The organism is Methylorubrum sp. Q1 (assembly GCF_004683995.1).
GTDB lineage: Bacteria > Pseudomonadota > Alphaproteobacteria > Rhizobiales > Beijerinckiaceae > Methylobacterium.
This window is the reverse complement of sequence record NZ_SRHQ01000018.1, coordinates 40,618-60,600: the sequence shown is the minus strand read 5'-3', so window position 1 is coordinate 60,600 and position 19,983 is coordinate 40,618. Positions and strand designations below refer to the sequence as shown.

The window sequence follows — 19,983 nt, the reverse complement described above, 5'->3', positions numbered from 1 at the left end:
CGCGCAGTTCTCTCAACATAAGTTGGCAATGCCGGGCGCAAGAATTGGTTTCATTTCAATTCGATCGAGCCACGCTTGAATGTCCGACCGCTCCCGGATCCCCAGGCCATCGCTTGAAGGCGATACCCCTGGTTTCCTGAGGGCCTCGTTCGCCGGCACCCGCCTCCGCGGGCCTATGCTTCCGCTCCGCTCGACGCTTGCCGGGGCTCACGCCCCGAAAAGCCCGCTCCGCGCGGCGCTCTTCGCGCCCCGACGCCGCTCCTACGGCTTCGGGCAAGGGGGCCGCTCGGACCCTCGGCCGCACTTGACCCCAGGCCGGCCGCGCCTCTGTAGGAAGCCGGCCTTCGATCCTCGTTGTGAGGGCCCTTCAAGGAGTCTCCCGTCGTGACGGTCCCGGTGCAGACGTCCCCCGCCCGCCCCTCCGCCGCGCCGCCGCGCTTCGCCGTGGCGGTCGTGGGCGCTGGGGCGGCAGGCCTTGCCGCCGCTCTGGCGCTCGCTCGCGACGGGGTGGAGACCGCGCTTGTCGGGCGTCACACGCCGGTGGCAGACGGGCGCACCGTGGCCTTGCTCGACGGCTCGGTGCGCTTCCTGACGGCGCTCGGCGCCTGGGCCGAGATCGCCCCGCATGCCAGCCCGCTTGCCGAACTTCAGATCATCGACGACACCGGCAGCCTGTTCCGGCCGCCGCCCGCCCGCTTCTCCGCCGCGGAGATCGGCCTCGACGCCTTCGGCTGGAACGTCGAGAGCGCCCGCCTCGTCGAGATCCTGCGGCGTCAGGCCCGCACCACGCCGGGCCTGACCCTGTTCGAGGCGGATTCGGCCGGCATGCGCCTCGAGCAAGGCGCCGCGGTGCTGGACTTGGAGGACGGGCGCAGCCTCGCGGTGCAACTCGTCGTCGGCGCCGACGGGGGCCGCTCGCCGCTGCGGGCGGCGTCTGCCTTGCGCAGCCGCGAATGGTCCTACCCGCAGGCGGCGCTCACCACCCTGCTCGCCCACGAGCGGCCCCACCGCGACATCTCCACCGAGTTCCACACCCGCAACGGACCCTTCACCCTGGTGCCGCTCCCCGGCGGCCACCGCTCCAGCCTCGTCTGGGTCACGGCGGAGCGGGCAGCCGAGCGGCTTTCAGGGCTCGACGACCGGGATCTCGCCGCGGCGGTGGAGCATCAGGCCCGCTCGATGCTCGGCGCCATGCGGATCGACGGCCCGCGCGGCCTCGTGCCGATGCGCGGCCTCTCGGTGGAGCGGCCGGTGGCCGATCGCCTTGCCCTGATCGGCGAGGCCGCCCACGTCTTCCCGCCGATCGGGGCGCAGGGGCTCAATCTCGGCCTGCGCGATGCGGCGGCGCTGCGGGATGCGGTGTTCTCCGCCCGCGAGGCGAACCGCGATCCGGGCGCGCCCGCTTCGCTTGCGGGGTTCGGACGCAACCGGGGCGTCGATGCGCGCCTGCGCGGGGCGGCGGTGGACATGCTCAACCGCTCGCTGCTGACCGATTTCCTGCCCGTCGATGCCCTGCGGGGCCTCGGCCTCGTGGTGCTCGGGGCGATCCCGCCCTTGCGGCGCATCGTCATGCGCGAGGGGGTGCAGCCGCGCCTCGGCGCGCCGAGCCTGATGCGCTGATTCTTCTTGGAGTTTCGGGGTGGGCGCGGGATGCGCGCCCAAGTCCCCAAAAAATCACAAGACATCGCCGTAGAGATCGACCGTCTCGAAGCCGCGCGGGGCCAGCCGTTCGGCGAGAACGCAGCGGTGGCAGCCGGCCGGATCGCGCTCGAAGCAGAGCAGGCAAATCGGTCGCTCCGCGGCGAGTTCGGCCAGGGTGTCGAGGGCAAGTCCGCCATCGGCGGTGTCGAGCACTTCCTCGCAATAGATCCGGCGCATCAGCCCGGCATCGTCGGCGCGGGCCGCCTCGCGGCCGGATTTCGGTGTGCCGAGGCTGCGGAAATGCGTGTAGCCGAGTCCGGCTTCCAGCAAACCCGCCTTCAGCGCGCCTTTCGAGAAACCGCGCTTGCGCGAGTTGGCCACCGCCCGCACGTCGGCGAGCAGGGACACGTCCGCCGCCTTCAGGGCCGCGTGCAGGCGCTCCGGCGTCAGCCCTTCGTATCCGATGGTGAACAGAGTCTTGCGCATCGCCGGCTCAGGGAAAATTCAGGATCGACAACGTTTTAGATGGAGGCCGCCCGCCCGCCGGACAGCGTCGGCGGCGCGTATGTGCCTGCGGCGCAACGCCTTCCGGAATTCCGCCGCAATGCCAGCAAAGTTCTGTTAACCGGATCAAGGGCATCGAATACCCATTGAAGTCGCACGCAAGAAGTGGCGGGCCGTCGATGTCGCTGGACACCGAAATTTCCTCGAGGCTCGCACCGGCTCCGCGCGGATGGCTCAAGCGCGGGCTCGCCGCGCTGCTGCTCTCCGGGCTCGCGGCCTGCGCCGCGCAGAACGACTTCTACCCCACCAAGGGCGATGCCAAGCCCCATCCCGGCGTCGCGCGGGCCAAGGGCCACCCGATTCAGGGCATCGACATCTCGAAATGGCAGGGGCCGATCAACTGGGCCTCGGTCAAGAGCGCGGGCACGCAGTTCGCCTACATCAAGGCGACGGAGGGCGGCGACCACGTCGACGAGCGCTTCCGCGAGAACTGGGACGGCGCGGGCCACGCCGGCGTGCCGCGGGGCGCCTACCACTTCGTGTTCTGGTGCCGCTCGGCCGAGGACCAGATGGCGTGGTTCAAGCGCAACGTGCCGAACGACCCGACCGCCCTGCCCCCGGTGCTCGACGTGGAGTGGAACGGCCACTCGGCCAAGTGCCCGAAGAAGCTGCCCAAGGCCCAGGCGCTGTCGATGATCCGCTACATGCTGGACGAGATGGAGGCCTATACCGGCAAGCGGCCGATCATCTACACGGACATCACCTTCCACAAGGACGTGCTGGAAGACGAACTGCCCGACTATCCCCACTGGGTCCGCTCCACGGCGGCCGAGCCCGAGCAGCGCTACGCCAACCGCAAGTGGATGCTCTGGCAGTTCACCTCGACCGGGCGCGTGCCCGGCGTGCGCGGCGACGTCGATCGCAACGCCTTCTACGGCAGCCCGACCGAGTGGGCCTCGTTCCTCGCCACCGATTGCGACCCGCGGGAGCATCGGCGCCTGTCGAGCCAGGGACTCTGCACCGGCAAGTAGGCGGGCAAGCCGGGTGAAACGGGTAGAGCTGCCGGTCGCCGCTCTCGCTCCCCGGTAACCACATTCTACGTAGTGTTGCCTTTATGCATGCTTTCGTACAGGCGAGCGATACAACTTGGCCTTGACCTTGCCCGGGGCCTGGATTTTTTTGTGTTAAACGCTCTATATGTATACTTGTAGACAGACTGCGCGGCAACCCTTGCGCTAGGAGCCGGCTCGGCGACCAGACGGACTTCGAGTTGTACATGCCTTCAGCCACAGAGCGCTGCTTTGAAGGCAACCTGCTCCTGAACTGTCTGAGCCCTGAGGATCGCGGCCAGCTTCTGCCCGATCTGGAGCGGCTGGAATACCAGCGCGGCGAGACGCTGTTCGCCGCCGGCCGGGAGGTGGATTTCATCACTTTCCCCCTCGAGCAGACCGTCGTCACTCTGCTGATCTCGATGATCGACGGGCGCAGCGCCGAGACCGCCACGATCGGCCGCGAGGGCGCGGTGGGCGGCGTGGTCAGCAATGGCGGCCTGCCGGCCTCGACCCATGCCCTGATCCAGATCGCCGGTCCGGTCCTGCGGATGGAGTCGGTGCGGCTGCAGGAGGCCAAGCGGCGCTCTGAATCCCTGCGCAACCTGTTCACCCGCTACTCCGACTGCCTGCTCGCGCAGGTGCTGCAATCGGTCGCCTGCAACGCCCTCCATCCGATCGAGGAGCGCTGCCTGCGCTGGCTCCTGACCCTTCAGGACCGCCTCGACAGCAACGTTCTGCCGATCACCCAGGAATCGCTCGCCGCGATGCTCGGCGTGCAGCGCACCTATCTCACCCGCATCCTGCGGATGCTGCAGCAGCAGGGACTGATCGAGGTCGGGCGCGGGCGCATCACCGTCGTCAACCGGGCGGCGATCGAGGAGGTCGCTTGCGAGTGCCATGCCTGCGTCAAGCGCCATTACGAGACCGTGCTCGGTGCGGTCTACAGCCCGAACGGTCGCCTCATCGCGATCAAGCCGCCCGAGTAGAGCATCGTCCCGCAAGGTGGATCCCGGCTTTCGGACAATGACGATGCTCTCGGTCGCCCCCGAGCCAGACGGACATCTCGGATTATCCATCTGGGAGCACGGCGATTTCGGCAGGCGTCTTGTGCCCGACACGTCACCGGGGCACCATCGCGCCTGTCCGGATGGCGGGCCGCTTCAGGTGGCTCCGGAAGAAGGGCGCCGTGATCATCCGGCTCGCCGGGTTCGTCCTTGCCGGGTCCGTCCATGAGCCGACCGCCCGACGATTTTCCAGCATCCGGTGAGGCCGACGGAGAGGCCGGGCGGCTGGCCGCGCTGGCCCGCTACGGCATCCTCGACACGCCCGCCGAGGCCGCCTTCGACGATGCCGCGGCTTTGGCCGCCCAGCTCTGCGCCACGCCGACCGCCCTCGTCAGCCTGGTGACCGGCGACCGGCAATGGTTCAAGGCGCGGCTCGGCTTCGCCCCCGGCGAGACCGGGCTCGACCGCTCGGTCTGCGTTCACGCCCTGGCCGGGCGTGGCCTGCTGGTCATTCCCGATCTCGCGGCCGACCCGCGCACCCGCACCAACCCGTTGGTCACGGGGGAGCCCGGCATACGCTTCTATGCCGGCGCGCCCCTGGTGACGTCGGAGGATATGGCGATCGGCACCCTGTGCGTGCTCGACACCGTGCCCCGGCCGGAGGGTCTGAGTGCTGCCCAGGGCGCAGGTCTCGAAGCGCTCGCCCGCACGGTGATGACGCAGCTCGAACTGCGCCGGGGCATCGCGGCCCGGAAGACCGAGGCCGCGGCCCTGGCCGACAGCGAGTTCCGTCTGCGGCTCGCAATCGAGGCGGCCGGTGCCGGCATTTTCGACCACGACCTCGTGGCGGGCACCCTCGCCTGGGACGGGCGGACCCGCGCCCTGTTCGGGGTCGGGCCGGACGAGGCTGTGAGCTATGCCGATACGTTCCTCGCCCGCCTCCACCCCGAGGACCGGGCGCGCACCGATGCCGCCGTGCAGGCGGCCCTCGACCCCGCCGGGCCCGGCCTGTTCGATGCCACCTACCGCACGGTGACGGATGACGGCACGGTGATCGCCTGGGTCGCGGCCCGCGGCACGCTCGTCGTCGAAAGGGATGAGGGGATCAGACGGGCGCGGCGCTTCGTCGGCACGGTGCGCGACGTCACCGCCGAGCAGATGGCCCAGGTCGCCGTCGCCGCCACCAAGGAGCGCTACCGCCTCGTCACCCGCGCCACCAACGACGCGATCTGGGATTGGGACCTCGTCGCCGACCACGTGCTGTGGAACGAGGCCCTTCAGGCCGCCTATGGCTGGGCGCCGGAGACGGTCGAGCCGACCGGCCGGTGGTGGCTCGACCACATCCACGCCGAGGATCGCCCCCGCGTCGAGGCGGGTATCCGCCGCGTCATCGGCGGCGACGGCCACGATTGGCACCACGAATACCGCTTCCGCCGCGCCGACGGCGCCTACGCCGACGTGCTCGACCGCGGTTCGATGGTGCGCGGAGCCGACGGCACGCCGCTGCGCATGATCGGCGCCATGCTGGATCTGACTGAGCGCAACCGCGTCGCCGCCCAGCTCCGGGCGGTGGTCGAGGGCGCGAATATCGGCATCGTGCAGATCGATCCGCGCACCATGGTCGCGCTGGAGGCCAACCCGAAGCTCTGCGCGATCTGGGGAGCGGACGAATCCGACATCGTCGGCCATTCCGTCGCCAAGTGGACGCCGGAGGCGGAGGCAGCGGCGCGCGACCAGCTCCACCGCCGGCTCGCCGCGGGCGAGATCGTGCGCGAGACCCTGGAGAAGCGCTACCGCCGCAAGGACGGGCGCCTGATCTGGGGCCGGGTCAACCTCGTCTCGCAGGTGCGCGGCGAGGCGATCCAGGCCACGGCGATGATCGAGGACATCACCGCGGAGAAGGCGATCGAGGTACGCCAGAAGGCGCTGATCGAACTCGGCGACACATTGCGCGACGCCGCCGGCCCCACCGAGATCCGTGGGATCGCGGCCCGGATCCTCAGGCGCACCCTCGACCTCTCGGATGCGGGCTACGCGGCCATCGATGCCGCCGTCGGCGGCTTCGCGATCGGGCACGAGAGACCGGACGGGACGATGAGCCCCGCGCCGTTTCCGGGCATGCTCGCGCGGCTGCGCCGCGGCGAGATCCTGGCCGTGCCCGATCTGACCGCCGAGGCGGACCTCGCGCCGGATGCGGGCGGCTACGCGGCGGCCGGCGCCCGTGCGCTGGTCGGCGTGCCCTTGACGCGGCGGGGCGACCTCGTCGGCCTCGTCTATGTCCACGCCGCCGAACCCCGGGCCTGGGACGCGGGCGAGGTCGATTTCGTCCGCGAGGTGGCCGGACGGATCTCCGTGGCGCTCGCCCGGATCCAGGCCGAGGAGCAGCAGCGCTTCCTCAACCGCGAACTGAGCCACCGGCTGAAGAACACCCTGACCATGGCCCAGGCCATCGCCTCGCAGACGCTGCGCAACGCGACCGACATCGCCTCGGTGAAGGAGGCGCTGGTGGCCCGGCTGGTCGCGCTCGGCAAGGCGCACGACATCCTGCTCTCGGGCGAGGGCGAGGGGGCGGCGCTGGAGGCGGTGATCGCCGGCGCGCTCACCATCCACGACGACGGCGAGCCCGGCCGCATCCACCTGTCCGGCCCGGCCCTGGAGGTCGGGCCGAAAGCCGCCCTGTCGCTGGCCCTGATGATCCACGAGCTCGCCACCAATGCCGCCAAGTACGGTGCCTTCTCGGTGCCGGGCGGGTGCGTCGGGGTGGACTGGACCGTCGCGCAGGCGCGTTGGCCGGAGGATGCGGGGGAGGCCGAGCCGGTCGTGACGATGACCTGGGCCGAGACCGGCGGGCCGCCCGTCGCCGCGCCCACCCGCAAGGGCTTCGGCTCGCGGCTGATCGAGCGCGGGTTCTCGGGGGCGGTCGGCGGCGAGACGCAGATGATCTACGCCCGAGAGGGGGTGACCTGCCGGATCAGGGCGCCCCTGAGGGGGCTTCTCGAAAAAGAATAGCAGCAAAAGCGACGCGGGGGGCAACGAACCCGCCCGCTCACCGCTTGTCGGCAGGACCGCCCAGGCATGCTCCCAGGCGCGCTCCAAGGACATGCGACGCTTCATGGATCTGCCCGTTCCACCTGCCCCGAACGGTGACGGGCGGCCACTGGCACTCGTCGTGGAAAGCGAAACCGCCGCGCGCATCGAAACGGCGGATCGTCTGGCGGAGGCGGGCTTCGAGGTGCTGGAGGCTTGGAGTGCACAGAGCGCGCTCCTCCAGATCGAGCGCCACGCGGGGCTGCGCCTCGTCGTTGTCGATGCCGACCTGCCCTTGATCTTGCCCGGGGCCCGGTTCGCCCTGACCTGCGAGATCGCCCGGCGCAGGCCGGATCTCGTCCTCATCGCTCTCTCGGCCGGTCTTTCCCCCGGCACGCTGCCCGCGGGCGTTCGCTTCGCCGCAAAGCCCCTCACGCCGGCCTTCGCCCGGGAGGCGTTGGCGCAGCTCTGCATGTGACCGTCGCCTTCGAATAGGCCGGCACCCCGCCAAAGGGATGATCTCTTTGGGATCCCCTGACTCAGGCCGCCCGCACCTGCGCCAGGAACCCGCCGACCTCCAGGCGCAGCGCCGCAGCCTGACGGGCGAGGTCGCTTGCCGCATCGAGGACTTGGCCCGAGCCGGTGCTGGCGTCGTTGGCCGTGTGGGCCACGCCGGCCACGTCCTCCGAGGCGCGGCGCGTGCCCTGCGAGGTCTCGACCGTGGTGCGGGCGATCTCGGCGGTGGCCGCGCCCTGCTCCTCGACCGCGGCGGCGATGTCGTTGGAGATCCGCGACAGGTCGCGGATGGTGCGGGCGATGCCGGTGATGCCTAAGACCGAGGCGCCGGTCGCGGCCTCGATCTCTGCCATCCGCCCGGCGATCTCGTCGGTGGCGCGGGCGGTCTGGGCGGCGAGGCCCTTCACCTCCGCCGCGACCACGGCAAAGCCCCGGCCCGCCTCGCCCGCGCGGGCCGCCTCGATGGTGGCGTTCAGCGCCAGCAGGTTGGTCTGCCCGGCGATCTCCGAGATCAGTCCGACGATCCGGCCGACATTGTTGGCGGCGGCGGCGAGGCGCTCGACCTCTCCGGCGGTGCGGGCCGCCTCCTCCTCGGCTGCGTTCGCCGCCAGCGCCGACGAGCCGACCTGGGCGGAGATCTCGCGGATCGAGGCCGAGAGTTCTTCCGTCGCCGCGGCAATGCCGTCGGAGGAGCGCGCCGCCTGGGCCGAGGCCTTCGCGGCCGACGCGCTCAGGGCGGAGGTTTGGCCCGCGGCCGTGCTCATCGCCCGGGCGGCGCCCTCCAGTTGATGGGCCGCCGCCGAGACCGCTTCGACGATGCCGCCGACCCGGGCCTCGAAGCCGTCGGCCACCGCCATCATGGCGGCGTGGCGGCGGGCGCTCTCCTCCTCGGCGCCGCGCTCCTGCGCCGCGCGGATGCGGGCGCGCTCGGCCACGCTGTCGCGGAAGGCCAAAGCCGCGGCCGCGATGGCGCGCAGCTCGCCCGGACCCTTGACCGGGATCTCGACCTCGGTCTCGCCGCGTCCGATCGCGGTCAGTGCCCGTGCCATCCGGCTCAACGGACCCGCGATCGCCGAGCCGAGGCCGAAGGCGAGCGCCACCGAGAGCAGCAGGGTCGCCAGTGCCGCCCCGGCCCAGAGCAGCACCGTGCGCTCGGCCTGCGACCGGGCCGCCCCGGCCGCCCGCGCCAGACCGGCCGTCAGCCGGTCCTCGATCCCCTTCAGCCCATCGATGCGCTGCGTCGCGAGCCCGAACCAGCCCTTGGCGTCGGTGAAGGCGAGCGTCTGGCCGGGGGCCGTGCCGAGGGCGAGGCCGCGGAGCCGGGCGACCTCGCGGGCGGCCTCCGAGGTATTCGCGGCATCGAGCGCGGCGATCTCCTCCGTGGGGCCCGCGGCGCGAAACTGCCCCTCGAAGGTCGCCTGATCCGAGGCCAGCCCCGCGAGCCGGCGCAGACCCGCGAGGTCGATCGCGCCCGCGGCGAACACGGCGGAGGCGGCCGCCCGCTCCTGGCCGGCGAATTCCTTGAGCGAGAGAAAGGCGGACAGGGCGGAAACGCGGGCGCCGATGGCCGGGTCCGCCGCAATCTGCGCCACCCCGCGCACGGCCCCGAGGGCCTCCGCGATGACGCCGCTGTAGAACGCGAGATTGGCCGGCACGCTGGCCTCCAGCCGGTCCACCGCGCCACGGTGGCGCTCGATCCCGCCGAGCTTCTCGCGCAGGGCCGCCGCCTTGCGTGCGAACGCCGCATCCGTGCCGCCGGCCTCGAGATCCGCGGTCAGGGCGGCGCGGGCCGCATCCGTCAGCTTGCGCTGTGCCGCGAGTTCCGGAGCGAACTGGGTGCCCTTCGAGGCGAGATAGAGGCTGGAGGCGCCCCGCTCCTTCTGCGCCTCGTGGACGAAGGCGCCGATCCGCACCGAGAGGCCGACCTGCTCCTCCATCCGCGCCATCGCCCGCCCCTGCCCCGCCCGCTCCGCGACCGCCACCCCCGCGACGGCGCCGAAGGCGAGGCAGGGAATCATGGCCACCGCGACGATGCGGGCCCGCAGGGACGAAGGCAGTACGGCGGAGAGGGAAGAGGGCGAAGAAACACGCGAACGCATGGCAGCAAGATCCGGAGAGAAGGTGCCCGGACCGTGCTCACGCTACGTAAAGTAAAGATTTCGCCGGGGCGTGATTGCTTAAAGTTTACGCAGGCCGGTGACCATTTCACCGCCCGAGACGATGGTGGAGGCGTCTCAGTTGGCTGCGAGGCCGGCGAGTTCTTCGATGCCTCCGCCGTCACGGTAGGCCGCGCGGAAAGCCGGGCGCTGCTTCCAGCGCTGCCAGAACCGGTCGAGGCTCTCGAAGCGCTCGTCCAGCGGCGTGGCCACGGGCCCGAACTTCGAGAAGGCGACGGCCGTGCACAGCGTGATATCGGCGAAGGTCGGCTCCGGCCCACCGAGCAGCCAGTCGCGCCCGTCGGCGAGATGGCGGTCGACGAGTCCGGCATGGGCGATCGCCTCCTTGCGGCAATGCTCGCCCCATTGCGGGTTGCGGGTCAGTTCGAGCTTGTGCCCCAACCCCTCGTGCAGCACGTGGAAGGCCGTGGTGAGCCGGTAGAGGATCTGCACCCAGATCCGGTCGTCCCACATCTGGTCCTGGCCCTGCTCCAGAGCGCTGTCGCCCATGATCCTGCGGCCGGGGAAGTGCCCGTCGAGGAAGCGGACGATGCCTGCGGTCTCCGCCAGATAGGTCCCGTCGGGCAGCTCCAGCGTCGGCGTCTCGCCCCACGGGTTCCTCTTGAGGTGGCGCCAGCCGCGCTGCTCGCCGCCCGGGGTCATGTCGTAGATCACCTCGTCGATGCGATCGGCGATCCCCTTCTCATGGCAGAAGAGCCGGAGCCTCTGCGGGTTCGGGAAGGCGGACGGCGAGGTGTAGACGCGGAATTCGGCCACGGGTCGGGCTCCTGACGAATGCTCGGGACAAGCCGGCCCCCGCAGGTAGGCGGACGGCGCGTCGCGTCGAGTCGGAACGGGGGCGGAACCGGTCCGGGTCCGCCGTCTTGAGCCGTTGAGTCGCACGGGGCCTGCAAAAGACCCGTCGGACATCCTGCAAGGAAGCCCGTCCGGAGACGCGCATGGCGAAGCCCGACACCCCCGCGCCCTCCCCCGTCCTGTCCGAGGGGGGCCGCTTCGACCTCCACGCCATCGCGCGGGAGCTGCCCGCCTCCGCATCGACCCTGCTCGTCGATACCTACCTGTCCGATCGGGAGACGGCGAGCGTGCGGGTGTTCCGGGTCTACCGCCCGACCCCGCCGCACTACCACGCGACCTGCGACGAGGTGCTCGTCTGCCTGTCGGGCCGCGGCACCTTCTGGATCGGTGAGGCGGGGACCGAGGCGGCGTTCGGCCCCGGCCAGCTCCTGCTGTTCGATCGGCGCACCGTCCACGCCCTGCCGCAGATCCTGGAGGAGCCCCTGGTGTTCCTCTCGGTCGACACGCCGCGGCGCGAACCCACCGACATCGTCTTCGTGAACCCGGAGGACGGGACGGCGGCGAGCTTCATGGCGCGGAACGCTGAGTGTTGCGGCTCATCGGAACGATCGACATGACGACAAGCATCCGATGGCGCGCGGGTTGGCCTCAAAGAGTGGCCTGGAACACAAATGCCTTGGACTGATTCGAAAATTCGCGCGATCTCAATTTCGTGATTGCGGGTTTGGGCGTTTACTGCATTAATTGCGCGGAAGCTTGAAAAAGTCCCATTTTATTGCATATTCGAAATATTGTTTATTGAATGGAGGGGGTGTCGATGCGTGTTTCCTGCCTCGTCACGATGCCGGCGCGTGAGACATTGCGGTCGTCGGCTGCGGCGGCCTTTGCCGCGGAACCATCGGGTCTCGCGATCGATGCGGTGACGGACAGGGCGGGCTTCGTCCTGGATCGAACGTTCCCTGCCCTGCCCATTGCCGGCACCCATGCCGGAGATGTTGCCTTCGAGGCCGCGGCGCCGGGACAGGCTCCGGTCTTCGTCGCCCGTGGCACCGTCGAGACCAATCGCTTGGACGAACTCGGCGACAGACAGTCCGACTTCGGTGTTTTCGCCGATCCCGAAATCGGAACCTTCATCGTCTGCCCGAACAATGCTCCAGTCGGCGGAACGGCCGATGTCGAACGGAAGCTCGACACGGCGGGGTTGCGGGCGAAGGGGCTCGATGGGAAGGGCGCCGCCCTGGCGATCATGGATACAGGGGTCAACCTCGCGCACCTGAAGAGCCGCGGGCTGAAGCATAAGCTGAGTCGCAGGTACGGATGGGCACCGCCGGGTCTGCCGTGGACGCCAGGGGCCTACGCCGTCGGCCATGGCACCATGTGCGCGTACGACGCCCTGATTGCCGCTCCGAGGGCCACCCTGCTCGACTTCCCGATTCTGCATTCGACGACGCCGGGAGGCAGCGTCATGTCGGGATTCCTCAGCGACGCCCTGCTCGCCTACTCCTATCTGCTGAGCCGGATTCGCACTGCCGCCTGGCGGTTCTCCAGCCTCGTCGTCAACAACAGTTGGGGCATGTACCACCCGAGTTGGGACTTTCCGGCCGGGCATCCGGGGCGCTACGCCGACAATCCCAATCATCCTTTCAACCTGATTGTCGGGACCCTGGCCCGCGCCGGGGTCGACATCCTCTTCGCCGCCGGAAATTGCGGCGCGAACTGTCCCGATGGCCGCTGCCAAGGCCTCGTCACGAACACGATCACGGGCGCGAACGCCCATCCCGATGTTCTGACGCTCGCTGGATGCGATACCAAGGACCGACGCGTCGGTTACTCGTCTCAGGGGCCGGGCATTGCCGGGATGAGTCCCGACAAGCCCGACGTGACGGCCTACACGCATTTCCTGGGCTCCGAAGCTTACGGGCCGGGCCGGGCCGACGGCGGAACCTCGACCGCCTGTCCCGTCGCTGCGGGGTGCGTGGCGGCGCTGCGCACCCGCCTCGCGGCTGCCCAGGTGCCGCCGGCTTCGCTCTTCGCCACCATTCGGGCGCAGGCACTGGGCAAGCCCGGACCGGGCTGGAACCCGGACTACGGTACGGGTATCATCCGGCCGCTACCGGTAGCGACCCATTATGGTTTGTAGGTTCTCGTCATGGCTGAGACCGATACGGTGCTCATGACCGTCGCGCTTCTCGGAGCAAGACCGGGAATCACGCAAGCCGCCAAGGCGATCGGCGTGCACAAGGATGCGCTCGATAGAGAATTCGGCGTTGTGCCGGTCGATCCTGGCCGGCACCTCTACGCCGTCCAAGTGCGTGCGTCCGAGATTCCGAAGACGTCGTCAGACGACGAAGATGTCCAGGGTCCCTTCTCGAATCCGAAGATCGCACCGTTTGGTCCTTGAGGCACGGCCCGCGGACGCCATGATCCCCGGTCTCCTCGCTCTCATCCTCGCCGCCCTGTTTACGGGCGCGGCCCTCTACATCCTCGTCGCCGAGCAGCCGGCGCGGCTGCTGATCCCGGAGCCCGCCCTTCTGGTGCAATGGCGCCGGGCCTATCGGGGCGGCACCGCCATGCAGGGGAGCCTGGCCGTCATCGGCTTCCTCTGCGCCGCGCCGGCATGGTGGCTCACCGGGCGGCTCGGCTTTCTCGCGGGCGGATTCGTGCTCGTGGCGAACTGGCCCTACACGCTCATCGTGATCATGCCGGTCAACCGGCGCCTCGAGGCCATCGCGCCGATGGCGGCGGGGCCGGAGGTCCGCATCCTCGTCGCGCGCTGGGGCCGCCTGCATGCGGGCCGCGTCGCGCTCGGTGGGATGGCGGTGCTGATCCTGTTCTGGACGCTCGTCAGCTTGACCGTTGCTTGAACGTTTCGGGCCGGCATTGCCGTCGTACCTGTTCCGTTCTAGTGGTTTCACGCCGCCCGGAACCCATCTTCCGTCCCCGGAACCTGTTTTGCGCGCGCGGCATGCCCGCTGCCTGTCCGAACAGATCGGGGGCCGTGCATCGGGTCGCCCGGATCGTCGCAGAGATTTTGTCGTCCATGGCCACAGCCAAAGCCCGCAAAGCCGAGACCGCGGCCAAAAACACGGCCAAAAACACGGCCAAGACGAAGGTCAAGTCCGAGGAACAGACCGACGCGCGCCTCTCCGCCCTGTTCGACGCGGCGGCCCCGGCCGCGCGCGACACCCGCGTCATCTCGGTGCGCGGCGCCCGCGAGCACAATCTCAAGAACGTCGATCTGACGATCCCCCGCGACCGGTTCGTGGTGTTCACCGGCCTGTCGGGTTCGGGCAAGTCGTCGCTGGCCTTCGACACGATCTACGCGGAGGGCCAGCGCCGCTACGTCGAATCGCTCTCGGCCTATGCCCGCCAGTTCCTGGAGATGATGAGCAAGCCCGACGTCGATCAGATCGACGGGCTCTCGCCGGCGATCTCCATCGAGCAGAAGACCACCTCGAAGAACCCGCGCTCCACCGTCGGCACGGTGACCGAGATCTACGATTACATGCGCCTGCTCTGGGCGCGGGTCGGCATCCCCTACTCGCCCGCCACCGGCGAGCCGATCGAGAGCCAGACCGTCAGCCAGATGGTCGACCGGGTGCTGGAACTGCCGGAGAAGACCCGGCTGTATCTCCTCGCCCCCGTGGTCCGGGGGCGGAAGGGCGAGTACCGCAAGGAGATCGCCGAGTTCCAGAAGAAGGGCTTTCAGCGCCTTCGCATCGACGGCGAGTACTATCCGATCGACGACGCGCCGAAGCTCGACAAGAAGCTCAAGCACGACATCGACGTGGTGGTGGACCGCATCGTCGTGCGCGCCGACATCGCCGCGCGGCTGGCCGATTCCTTCGAGACCGCGCTCGATCTGGCCGACGGCATCGCCGACATCGAGTTCGCCGACGCACCGGAGGGCGAGGCGCCAAAAAAAATCACGTTCTCGTCGCGCTTCGCCTGCCCGGTCTCCGGCTTCACCATCCCCGAGATCGAGCCGCGGCTGTTCTCGTTCAACAACCCGTTCGGCGCCTGCCCGACCTGCGGCGGCATCGGCCACGAGATGCGGATCGACCCCGAACTGGTGATCTCGGACGCGAGCCTGACGCTCAAGCGCGGGGCGGTGGGCCCCTGGGCGAAATCGACCTCACCCTATTACGACCAGACGCTCGACGCGCTGGCCAAGCATTTCGGCTTCAAGACGTCCGTGGCGTGGTCGGCGCTGCCCGCGCAGGCCCGCGAGGTGATCCTCTACGGGACGGCCAAGGAATCGGTGCGCTTCGACTACAACGACGGCCTGCGCTCCTACTCGGTCAACAAGCCGTTCGAGGGCGTGATCCCGAACCTGGAGCGGCGCTACAAGGAGACCGAGAGCGATGCCTCCCGCGAGGAGATCGGCCGCTTCATGAGCGCCACCCCTTGCGCCGCCTGCGACGGCAAGCGGCTCAAGCCCGAGGCGCTCGCGGTCAAGATCGACCGGCAGGATATCGGCCAAGTCACCGCCCTCTCGGTGCGCGAGGCGCATCGCTGGTTCTCGGAGATCTCGGGCAAGCTGACGGACAAGCAGAACGAGATCGCGGTCCGCATCCTCAAGGAGATCCGCGACCGGCTGACCTTCCTCGTCGATGTCGGCCTCGAATACCTGACGCTTGCCCGCGGCTCGGGCTCGCTGTCGGGCGGCGAGAGCCAGCGCATCCGGCTCGCCTCGCAGATCGGCTCGGGCCTCACCGGCGTGCTCTACGTGCTCGACGAGCCGTCGATCGGCCTGCACCAGCGAGACAACGAGCGCCTGCTCGGCACGCTCAAGCGCCTGCGGGATCTGGGCAACTCGGTCATCGTGGTCGAGCACGACGAGGACGCGATCCTCCAGGCCGACTACGTGGTCGATGTGGGTCCGGGCGCCGGCATCCATGGCGGCGAGATCGTCGCGCAGGGCACGCCCGAAGAGCTTCTCAAGGATCCAGCTTCGCTCACCGCGAAGTACCTCACCGGCGAACTCTCGGTGCGCACGCCCAAAGCCCGGCGCAAGCCCGGACGCGGGATGCTGCGGCTGGTCGGCGCGCGCGGCCACAACCTGAAGAACGTGACGGCGGAGATCCCGCTCGGCACCTTCACCTGCATCAGCGGCGTCTCCGGCGGCGGCAAGTCCACGCTGATCATCGACACGCTCTACAAGGCGGCGGCCAAGCGCCTCAACGGCGCCCTGGAGCACCCGGCCCCGTTCGAGCGGATCGAGGGATTGGAGCATCTCGACAAGGTCATCGACATCGACCAGTCGCCGATCGGCCGCACCCCGCGCTCGAACCCGGCGACCTATACCGGCGCCTTCACCCCGATCCGCGACTGGTTCGCCGGCCTGCCCGAGGCCAAGGCCCGCGGCTACCAGGCCGGGCGCTTCTCGTTCAACGTGAAGGGCGGGCGCTGCGAGGCCTGCTCGGGCGACGGCGTCATCAAGATCGAGATGCACTTCCTGCCCGACGTCTACGTCACCTGTGACGTGTGCAAGGGCAAGCGCTACGACCGCGAGACGCTGGAGGTGCGCTACCGCAACAGGTCCATCGCCGACGTCCTCGACATGACGGTGGAGGAGGCCGCCGACCTGTTCAAGGCCGTGCCGTCGATCCGCGAAAAGATGGAAACGCTGGCCCGCGTCGGCCTGCACTACGTCCGCGTCGGCCAGCAGGCGACCACGCTCTCGGGCGGCGAGGCGCAAAGGGTGAAGCTCTCCAAGGAGCTGTCGAAGCGCGCCACCGGCCGCACCCTCTATATCCTCGACGAGCCGACCACCGGGCTACATTTCCACGACGTCGCCAAGCTCATGGAGGTGCTCCACGAACTGGTCGATCAGGGCAACACCGTCGTGGTGATCGAGCACAATCTGGAGGTCATCAAGACCGCCGATTGGGTGATCGACATGGGCCCCGAGGGCGGCGACGGCGGCGGCCGCGTCGTGGCCCAGGGCACGCCCGAGGAGATCGCCGCGAGCACGGCGAGCCATACCGGGCGCTTCCTGCGCGAGGTGCTGGCGCGGCGCCCGGCCGGGAAGGCCGCCAAGGATGCGGCCAAGGGCGCAGCCAAGGACACCGGCAAGGAGAAGGCGGGCGCCGCATCGCGCCGCCGCACCAACGCCGCGGGCCGTCAGGCCGCCGAATAGGGAGCGCTGGCCGAAGCGGGCGGGCCGGCGCAACCTGATGGTGATGGGTTCCTGCGCGGCCGGGGGCCGGGCCGAGGGGCGATTCGGTCGGCTGGACCGGTCCGTCCGGCCCCTGGTGACGGCGCCGTCGGTGCCGGCCGAGCCCACAACCCGCGTTCGCATTTGCGCAACTGCCCGGCCCCTTCTGCCGAAGAATCCCGGTCGGATGCGGCGGCCAATGACTTGAGGACAATGTACTATTTCGCCTGAATCCCGCTCGCGGGAAGGCATTCGTCCAAGATGGATTGCGTTAAGAGGTCGTTAAGCCCTTGGTTGCTTCGCAGCAAAAATGCGGCTTTTGAGCAACGGTAGGGTTCGAACTGCCGAGATTGGAGGCAATCCCCTGTCTTTCGCGGGCGGTCTGTAGAATAGTTCCCGACGTCGAGACTTGAGGTGCGGCCGTAGGGGGCACCGGCATCACACCAGCCATCCACTCCGGGGAGAGAGGGAGGCGAGAGGCGATGCAGGCGCTACGGGGCGGACGCCTGAAATCCTTGGGAAGGAACGAGAAAAATGATGAAGAACTGGCTCGCCGCTGGCGCCATTGCGCTCACGGCCGGAATGACGACGACCGTTGCCCAGGCGCAGTCGACCACGGTTCCTGGTGAGCAGGTCGGTCTGGCCGTTGGCGCGCCGCTCCCCGAGGGCATCTACGCGATCAACACCTTCACCTACCGCAGCCCGGATGGCCCGAACGCGACCTCGGTCGACACCGCGGTCAACATCCCGATCCTCGTGTGGGCGACCCCCTACGTGCCGTTCGGCGGCCGGCTCGAGTTCGTCGTGGCCCCCCCGACCGTGTTCACCTTCAGCCGCGCGGCCGGCGGCCGTGACACCTCGATCAACGTCGGCACCTTCGTCGGCGCGATCTGGGCGTTCGACCTCGGCGGCAACATCGGCGTCAGCCTGCTCGGCGGTTCCTACCTCAACGAGCTGAACGCCGGTCGCGGCGGCGGCCTCAACATCCTGGCCTCCAACACCTACCGTGTCGGCGGTGCCGTCAGCTACACCGGCGACGGCTACAACCTGACCGCCAACCTGACCTACAACTTCTACGACTCGCCCAGCCGCTTCGACGGCCGCAACGGCATCCCCGGCTTCTTCGGCCCGGTGCAGATCTCGGACGCGTTCAACCTCGACCTGACCGCGACCAAGAAGTTCGGCAAGTTCGAGATCGGCGCCATCGGCTACGGCACGGTCAACCTCGACCCGAACCTGCTCGCCTTCGTGAACGACCCGACCAGCCGCATCGGTCGCGGTGGCCGGTTCGCTCTCGGCGGTCTCATCGGCTACGACTTCGGACCGTTCTCGGTTCAGGCCTACGTCGCCCGCGACGTCGTGACCACGGCCGGCCTGCGCGAGAGCACCGACGGCTGGTTCCGCATCGTGGCCCCGCTCTACACCCCGGCGGCCGCCCCGGCCCCGATGCCGGCCCCGCTCGTTCGCAAGTACTGAGCTGATCGATCCGATCGGGGGCGCCCATCGCGTCCCCGGTCTGTTCAAGGTCACGAAGCCGTCCCGCCGCAAGGCTGGGCGGCTTTGTCCGTTTCGGGACGGTGAGAGCATCGTCCCGAAAGGTGGTTGCCGGCTTTCGAAAAAAGACGATGCAAAGACAAGACGATGCTTGAGCGTGAGAATCGCTTCGATTCCGGAAGGGGCGGCCCCGGTGGGGCGCGTCCTATTCCCGGATCAGCTTGCCGGTGTAGATCACCTGCCCGGTGGGCTTGCCGGTGGGCGAGCCGCCCGGCGGCTCCACCGACACGGCGATGACGCCGTCCCCGCCGCGTCCGGCCTCCGGCGGCAGGCGGATGCGGGTGGCCTCGCCTTCGACGAGACCGATCGGCTTCGGGGCGGCGCCCGGCCCGACATACCAGAGTTCCAGACTGTGGCCGGCCGGCGCCTGCGCCGCCACCGGCCGCACCCGGGCGGTGCCGGCTTCGGTGTCGACGCTGACGATCAGGGCCGGCAGGTCGCCCGCGCTCGTGACCACGGCGACGTAGCGGCCCTCCCCCGCGCCGCCCGCCCGCTCCTCGCCGAGCCGCGGCGCACCGGTGAGCACCACCAGCGCGAGGCTGGCGGCGACCAGCCCCGCCCCCGCCGCGGTGAAGCGCCAGAGCCGGAGTTGCCGCCGCAGGTCGCGCAGGCGGTTGTCGTTGGCGGCGCCGGCTTGGTCCGGCCGGGGGGCGGGATCGTCCGCCGCGGTGCCGCGCGCGATCCCTTCGGCAATCTTTTGGGCGATCTCCGGCCAGATATGGGCTGGCGGCTCGACCGCGGGCACGGCGCGCGCGAGCGGGGCGAGACGCCGCTCCCAGGCGCGGACGGCGGCCTCGGTGGCCGGATCGACCGCCCGCTCCAATTCGAACGCGGCGCGCTCACCCGCATCGAGGGTGCCGAGCACGTACTCGGCCGCCCGCAGGTCGCGTTCCGCCGGTTCCGGTCTGCCGCTGCCGCCGCTCACGCGATACGCTCCAGGCAGGATTTCAGGGCGGCCAGCGTCCGGTGCAGCCAGGTCTTGACGGTGTTGACGGGCCGCTCGAAGCGTTCGGCGAGTTCCTCGCGCGACCAGCCCTCGCAATAGGCCAGCACGACGCAGTCGCGCTGCGTCGGATCGAGCCGGGACAGGCAGGCGACGAGCGCGTCGCGGTCGAGGAAGGCGCCTTCCTCGTCGGTCGGGGCGACGAGGCGCTCCATCCAGGCCTCCCCGCTTTCACCAGACGGCATCGGAACCTCGCTCCGGCGGCGCAGCCCGTCGATGGCCCGGTTGCGCGCGATCGTACACAGCCACGGAAGTGGGGCCCCGGCGGAGGGCGCGTAGGAGCCCGCCGACTGCCAGACCTTCAGGTAGACATCCTGAAGCACGTCCTCGGCGAGGCTCCGGTCTCGCTGGATACGCAGGATGATCCCGAAAAGTTTCGGCGCGGTCCGGTCGTAGAGCGCCCGCAGGGCCGCCACGTCCTGGCGGGCGACGCGGTCCAGCATCCCGGCCAGTTCTCCGTCGTGCGGCGTCACGGCCCGCTTCCGGCGGGCGCGGCGCGGAGGGAGGTCGTCGGAGGACGCGACATGGTTCCGGTGCGTCTGGATGAGAG

16 protein-coding genes are annotated in these 19,983 nt (G+C 69.7%); 11 read left to right on the top strand and 5 right to left on the bottom strand.

The features are described from left to right. The first annotated feature begins 384 nt into the window (after positions 1–384). Positions 385–1,620, top strand: a complete 1,236-nt coding sequence (locus E4V01_RS17325) for an FAD-dependent monooxygenase (RefSeq protein WP_135299200.1) — start codon at positions 385–387, stop codon at positions 1,618–1,620. Positions 1,621–1,674: 54 nt separating this feature from the next. On the opposite strand, the gene E4V01_RS17320 is transcribed toward E4V01_RS17325, so the two are convergent. Next, complete coding sequence (locus tag E4V01_RS17320; protein WP_135299199.1) at positions 1,675–2,127, bottom strand: DUF488 family protein; 453 nt, start codon at positions 2,125–2,127, stop codon at positions 1,675–1,677. 197 nt (positions 2,128–2,324) lie between these two features. On the opposite strand from E4V01_RS17320, the gene E4V01_RS17315 reads away from it, so the two are divergent. The 4 genes from E4V01_RS17315 to E4V01_RS17300 all read left to right on the top strand — a co-directional run bounded on the left by E4V01_RS17315 (position 2,325) and on the right by E4V01_RS17300 (position 7,706). Beyond that, positions 2,325–3,176, top strand: coding sequence for a GH25 family lysozyme (locus E4V01_RS17315; protein ID WP_060771177.1), 852 nt, complete (start codon positions 2,325–2,327; stop codon positions 3,174–3,176). 245 nt (positions 3,177–3,421) lie between these two features. Beyond that, complete coding sequence (locus E4V01_RS17310) at positions 3,422–4,183, top strand: Crp/Fnr family transcriptional regulator (protein ID WP_060771176.1); 762 nt, start codon at positions 3,422–3,424, stop codon at positions 4,181–4,183. Between the two features lie 243 nt (positions 4,184–4,426). Beyond that, positions 4,427–7,210 carry a PAS domain S-box protein gene (locus E4V01_RS17305; protein WP_135299198.1) on the top strand — a complete coding sequence of 928 codons (2,784 nt, stop codon included), beginning with the start codon at positions 4,427–4,429 and terminating at the stop codon, positions 7,208–7,210. Positions 7,211–7,313: 103 nt separating this feature from the next. After that, positions 7,314–7,706, top strand: a complete 393-nt coding sequence (locus E4V01_RS17300) for a response regulator (protein ID WP_135299197.1) — start codon at positions 7,314–7,316, stop codon at positions 7,704–7,706. Positions 7,707–7,767: 61 nt separating this feature from the next. Here E4V01_RS17300 and E4V01_RS17295 read toward each other — a convergent pair whose 3' ends face one another. Both E4V01_RS17295 and E4V01_RS17290 read right to left on the bottom strand, forming a co-directional pair. Next, complete coding sequence (locus tag E4V01_RS17295) at positions 7,768–9,843, bottom strand: methyl-accepting chemotaxis protein (RefSeq protein WP_135299196.1); 2,076 nt, start codon at positions 9,841–9,843, stop codon at positions 7,768–7,770. 135 nt (positions 9,844–9,978) lie between these two features. Continuing rightward, positions 9,979–10,677, bottom strand: a complete 699-nt coding sequence (locus E4V01_RS17290) for a glutathione S-transferase family protein (protein WP_210234755.1) — start codon at positions 10,675–10,677, stop codon at positions 9,979–9,981. 182 nt (positions 10,678–10,859) lie between these two features. Here E4V01_RS17290 and E4V01_RS17285 point away from each other — a divergent pair, with 182 nt between their 5' ends. The 6 genes from E4V01_RS17285 to E4V01_RS17260 all read left to right on the top strand — a co-directional run bounded on the left by E4V01_RS17285 (position 10,860) and on the right by E4V01_RS17260 (position 18,352). Further along, positions 10,860–11,333: a cupin domain-containing protein gene (locus E4V01_RS17285; RefSeq protein WP_135299194.1), complete on the top strand. Its 474-nt coding sequence runs from the start codon at positions 10,860–10,862 to the stop codon at positions 11,331–11,333. Positions 11,334–11,533: 200 nt separating this feature from the next. Next, complete coding sequence (locus tag E4V01_RS17280; RefSeq protein ID WP_210234754.1) at positions 11,534–12,856, top strand: S8/S53 family peptidase; 1,323 nt, start codon at positions 11,534–11,536, stop codon at positions 12,854–12,856. Between the two features lie 9 nt (positions 12,857–12,865). After that, positions 12,866–13,117, top strand: coding sequence for a hypothetical protein (locus tag E4V01_RS17275; protein ID WP_135299192.1), 252 nt, complete (start codon positions 12,866–12,868; stop codon positions 13,115–13,117). 19 nt (positions 13,118–13,136) lie between these two features. After that, the gene (locus E4V01_RS17270) at positions 13,137–13,580 is read left to right on the top strand and encodes a DUF1772 domain-containing protein (protein WP_135299191.1); all 444 of its coding nucleotides are present in this window, start codon (positions 13,137–13,139) and stop codon (positions 13,578–13,580) included. A gap of 176 nt (positions 13,581–13,756) precedes the next feature. Beyond that, a complete protein-coding gene (uvrA, locus tag E4V01_RS17265) occupies positions 13,757–16,858 on the top strand; it encodes an excinuclease ABC subunit UvrA (protein ID WP_135299190.1) in 3,102 nt (1,033 codons plus the stop codon). Between the two features lie 552 nt (positions 16,859–17,410). Next, positions 17,411–18,352, top strand: coding sequence for a transporter (locus E4V01_RS17260; protein ID WP_060771167.1), 942 nt, complete (start codon positions 17,411–17,413; stop codon positions 18,350–18,352). A gap of 223 nt (positions 18,353–18,575) precedes the next feature. On the opposite strand, the gene E4V01_RS17255 is transcribed toward E4V01_RS17260, so the two are convergent. Next, positions 18,576–19,355, bottom strand: coding sequence for an anti-sigma factor domain-containing protein (locus tag E4V01_RS17255; protein WP_135299189.1), 780 nt, complete (start codon positions 19,353–19,355; stop codon positions 18,576–18,578). Then, positions 19,352–19,906, bottom strand: a complete 555-nt coding sequence (locus tag E4V01_RS17250) for a sigma-70 family RNA polymerase sigma factor (RefSeq protein WP_135299188.1) — start codon at positions 19,904–19,906, stop codon at positions 19,352–19,354. The genes E4V01_RS17255 and E4V01_RS17250 overlap by 4 nt, the downstream gene beginning before the upstream one ends. Positions 19,907–19,983 lie beyond the last annotated feature (77 nt).

Coding starts and splice junctions, on each gene's coding strand:
- E4V01_RS17280 (WP_210234754.1), top strand. CDS start 11,534: ATGCGTGTTTCCTGCCTCGTCACGATGCCGGCGCGTGAGACATTGCGG.
- E4V01_RS17260 (WP_060771167.1), top strand. CDS start 17,411: ATGATGAAGAACTGGCTCGCCGCTGGCGCCATTGCGCTCACGGCCGGA.
- E4V01_RS17275 (WP_135299192.1), top strand. CDS start 12,866: ATGGCTGAGACCGATACGGTGCTCATGACCGTCGCGCTTCTCGGAGCA.
- E4V01_RS17320 (WP_135299199.1), bottom strand. CDS start 2,127: ATGCGCAAGACTCTGTTCACCATCGGATACGAAGGGCTGACGCCGGAG.
- E4V01_RS17310 (WP_060771176.1), top strand. CDS start 3,422: ATGCCTTCAGCCACAGAGCGCTGCTTTGAAGGCAACCTGCTCCTGAAC.
- E4V01_RS17295 (WP_135299196.1), bottom strand. CDS start 9,843: ATGCGTTCGCGTGTTTCTTCGCCCTCTTCCCTCTCCGCCGTACTGCCT.
- E4V01_RS17300 (WP_135299197.1), top strand. CDS start 7,314: ATGGATCTGCCCGTTCCACCTGCCCCGAACGGTGACGGGCGGCCACTG.
- E4V01_RS17270 (WP_135299191.1), top strand. CDS start 13,137: ATGATCCCCGGTCTCCTCGCTCTCATCCTCGCCGCCCTGTTTACGGGC.
- uvrA (WP_135299190.1), top strand. CDS start 13,757: ATGGCCACAGCCAAAGCCCGCAAAGCCGAGACCGCGGCCAAAAACACG.
- E4V01_RS17315 (WP_060771177.1), top strand. CDS start 2,325: ATGTCGCTGGACACCGAAATTTCCTCGAGGCTCGCACCGGCTCCGCGC.
- E4V01_RS17305 (WP_135299198.1), top strand. CDS start 4,427: ATGAGCCGACCGCCCGACGATTTTCCAGCATCCGGTGAGGCCGACGGA.
- E4V01_RS17285 (WP_135299194.1), top strand. CDS start 10,860: ATGGCGAAGCCCGACACCCCCGCGCCCTCCCCCGTCCTGTCCGAGGGG.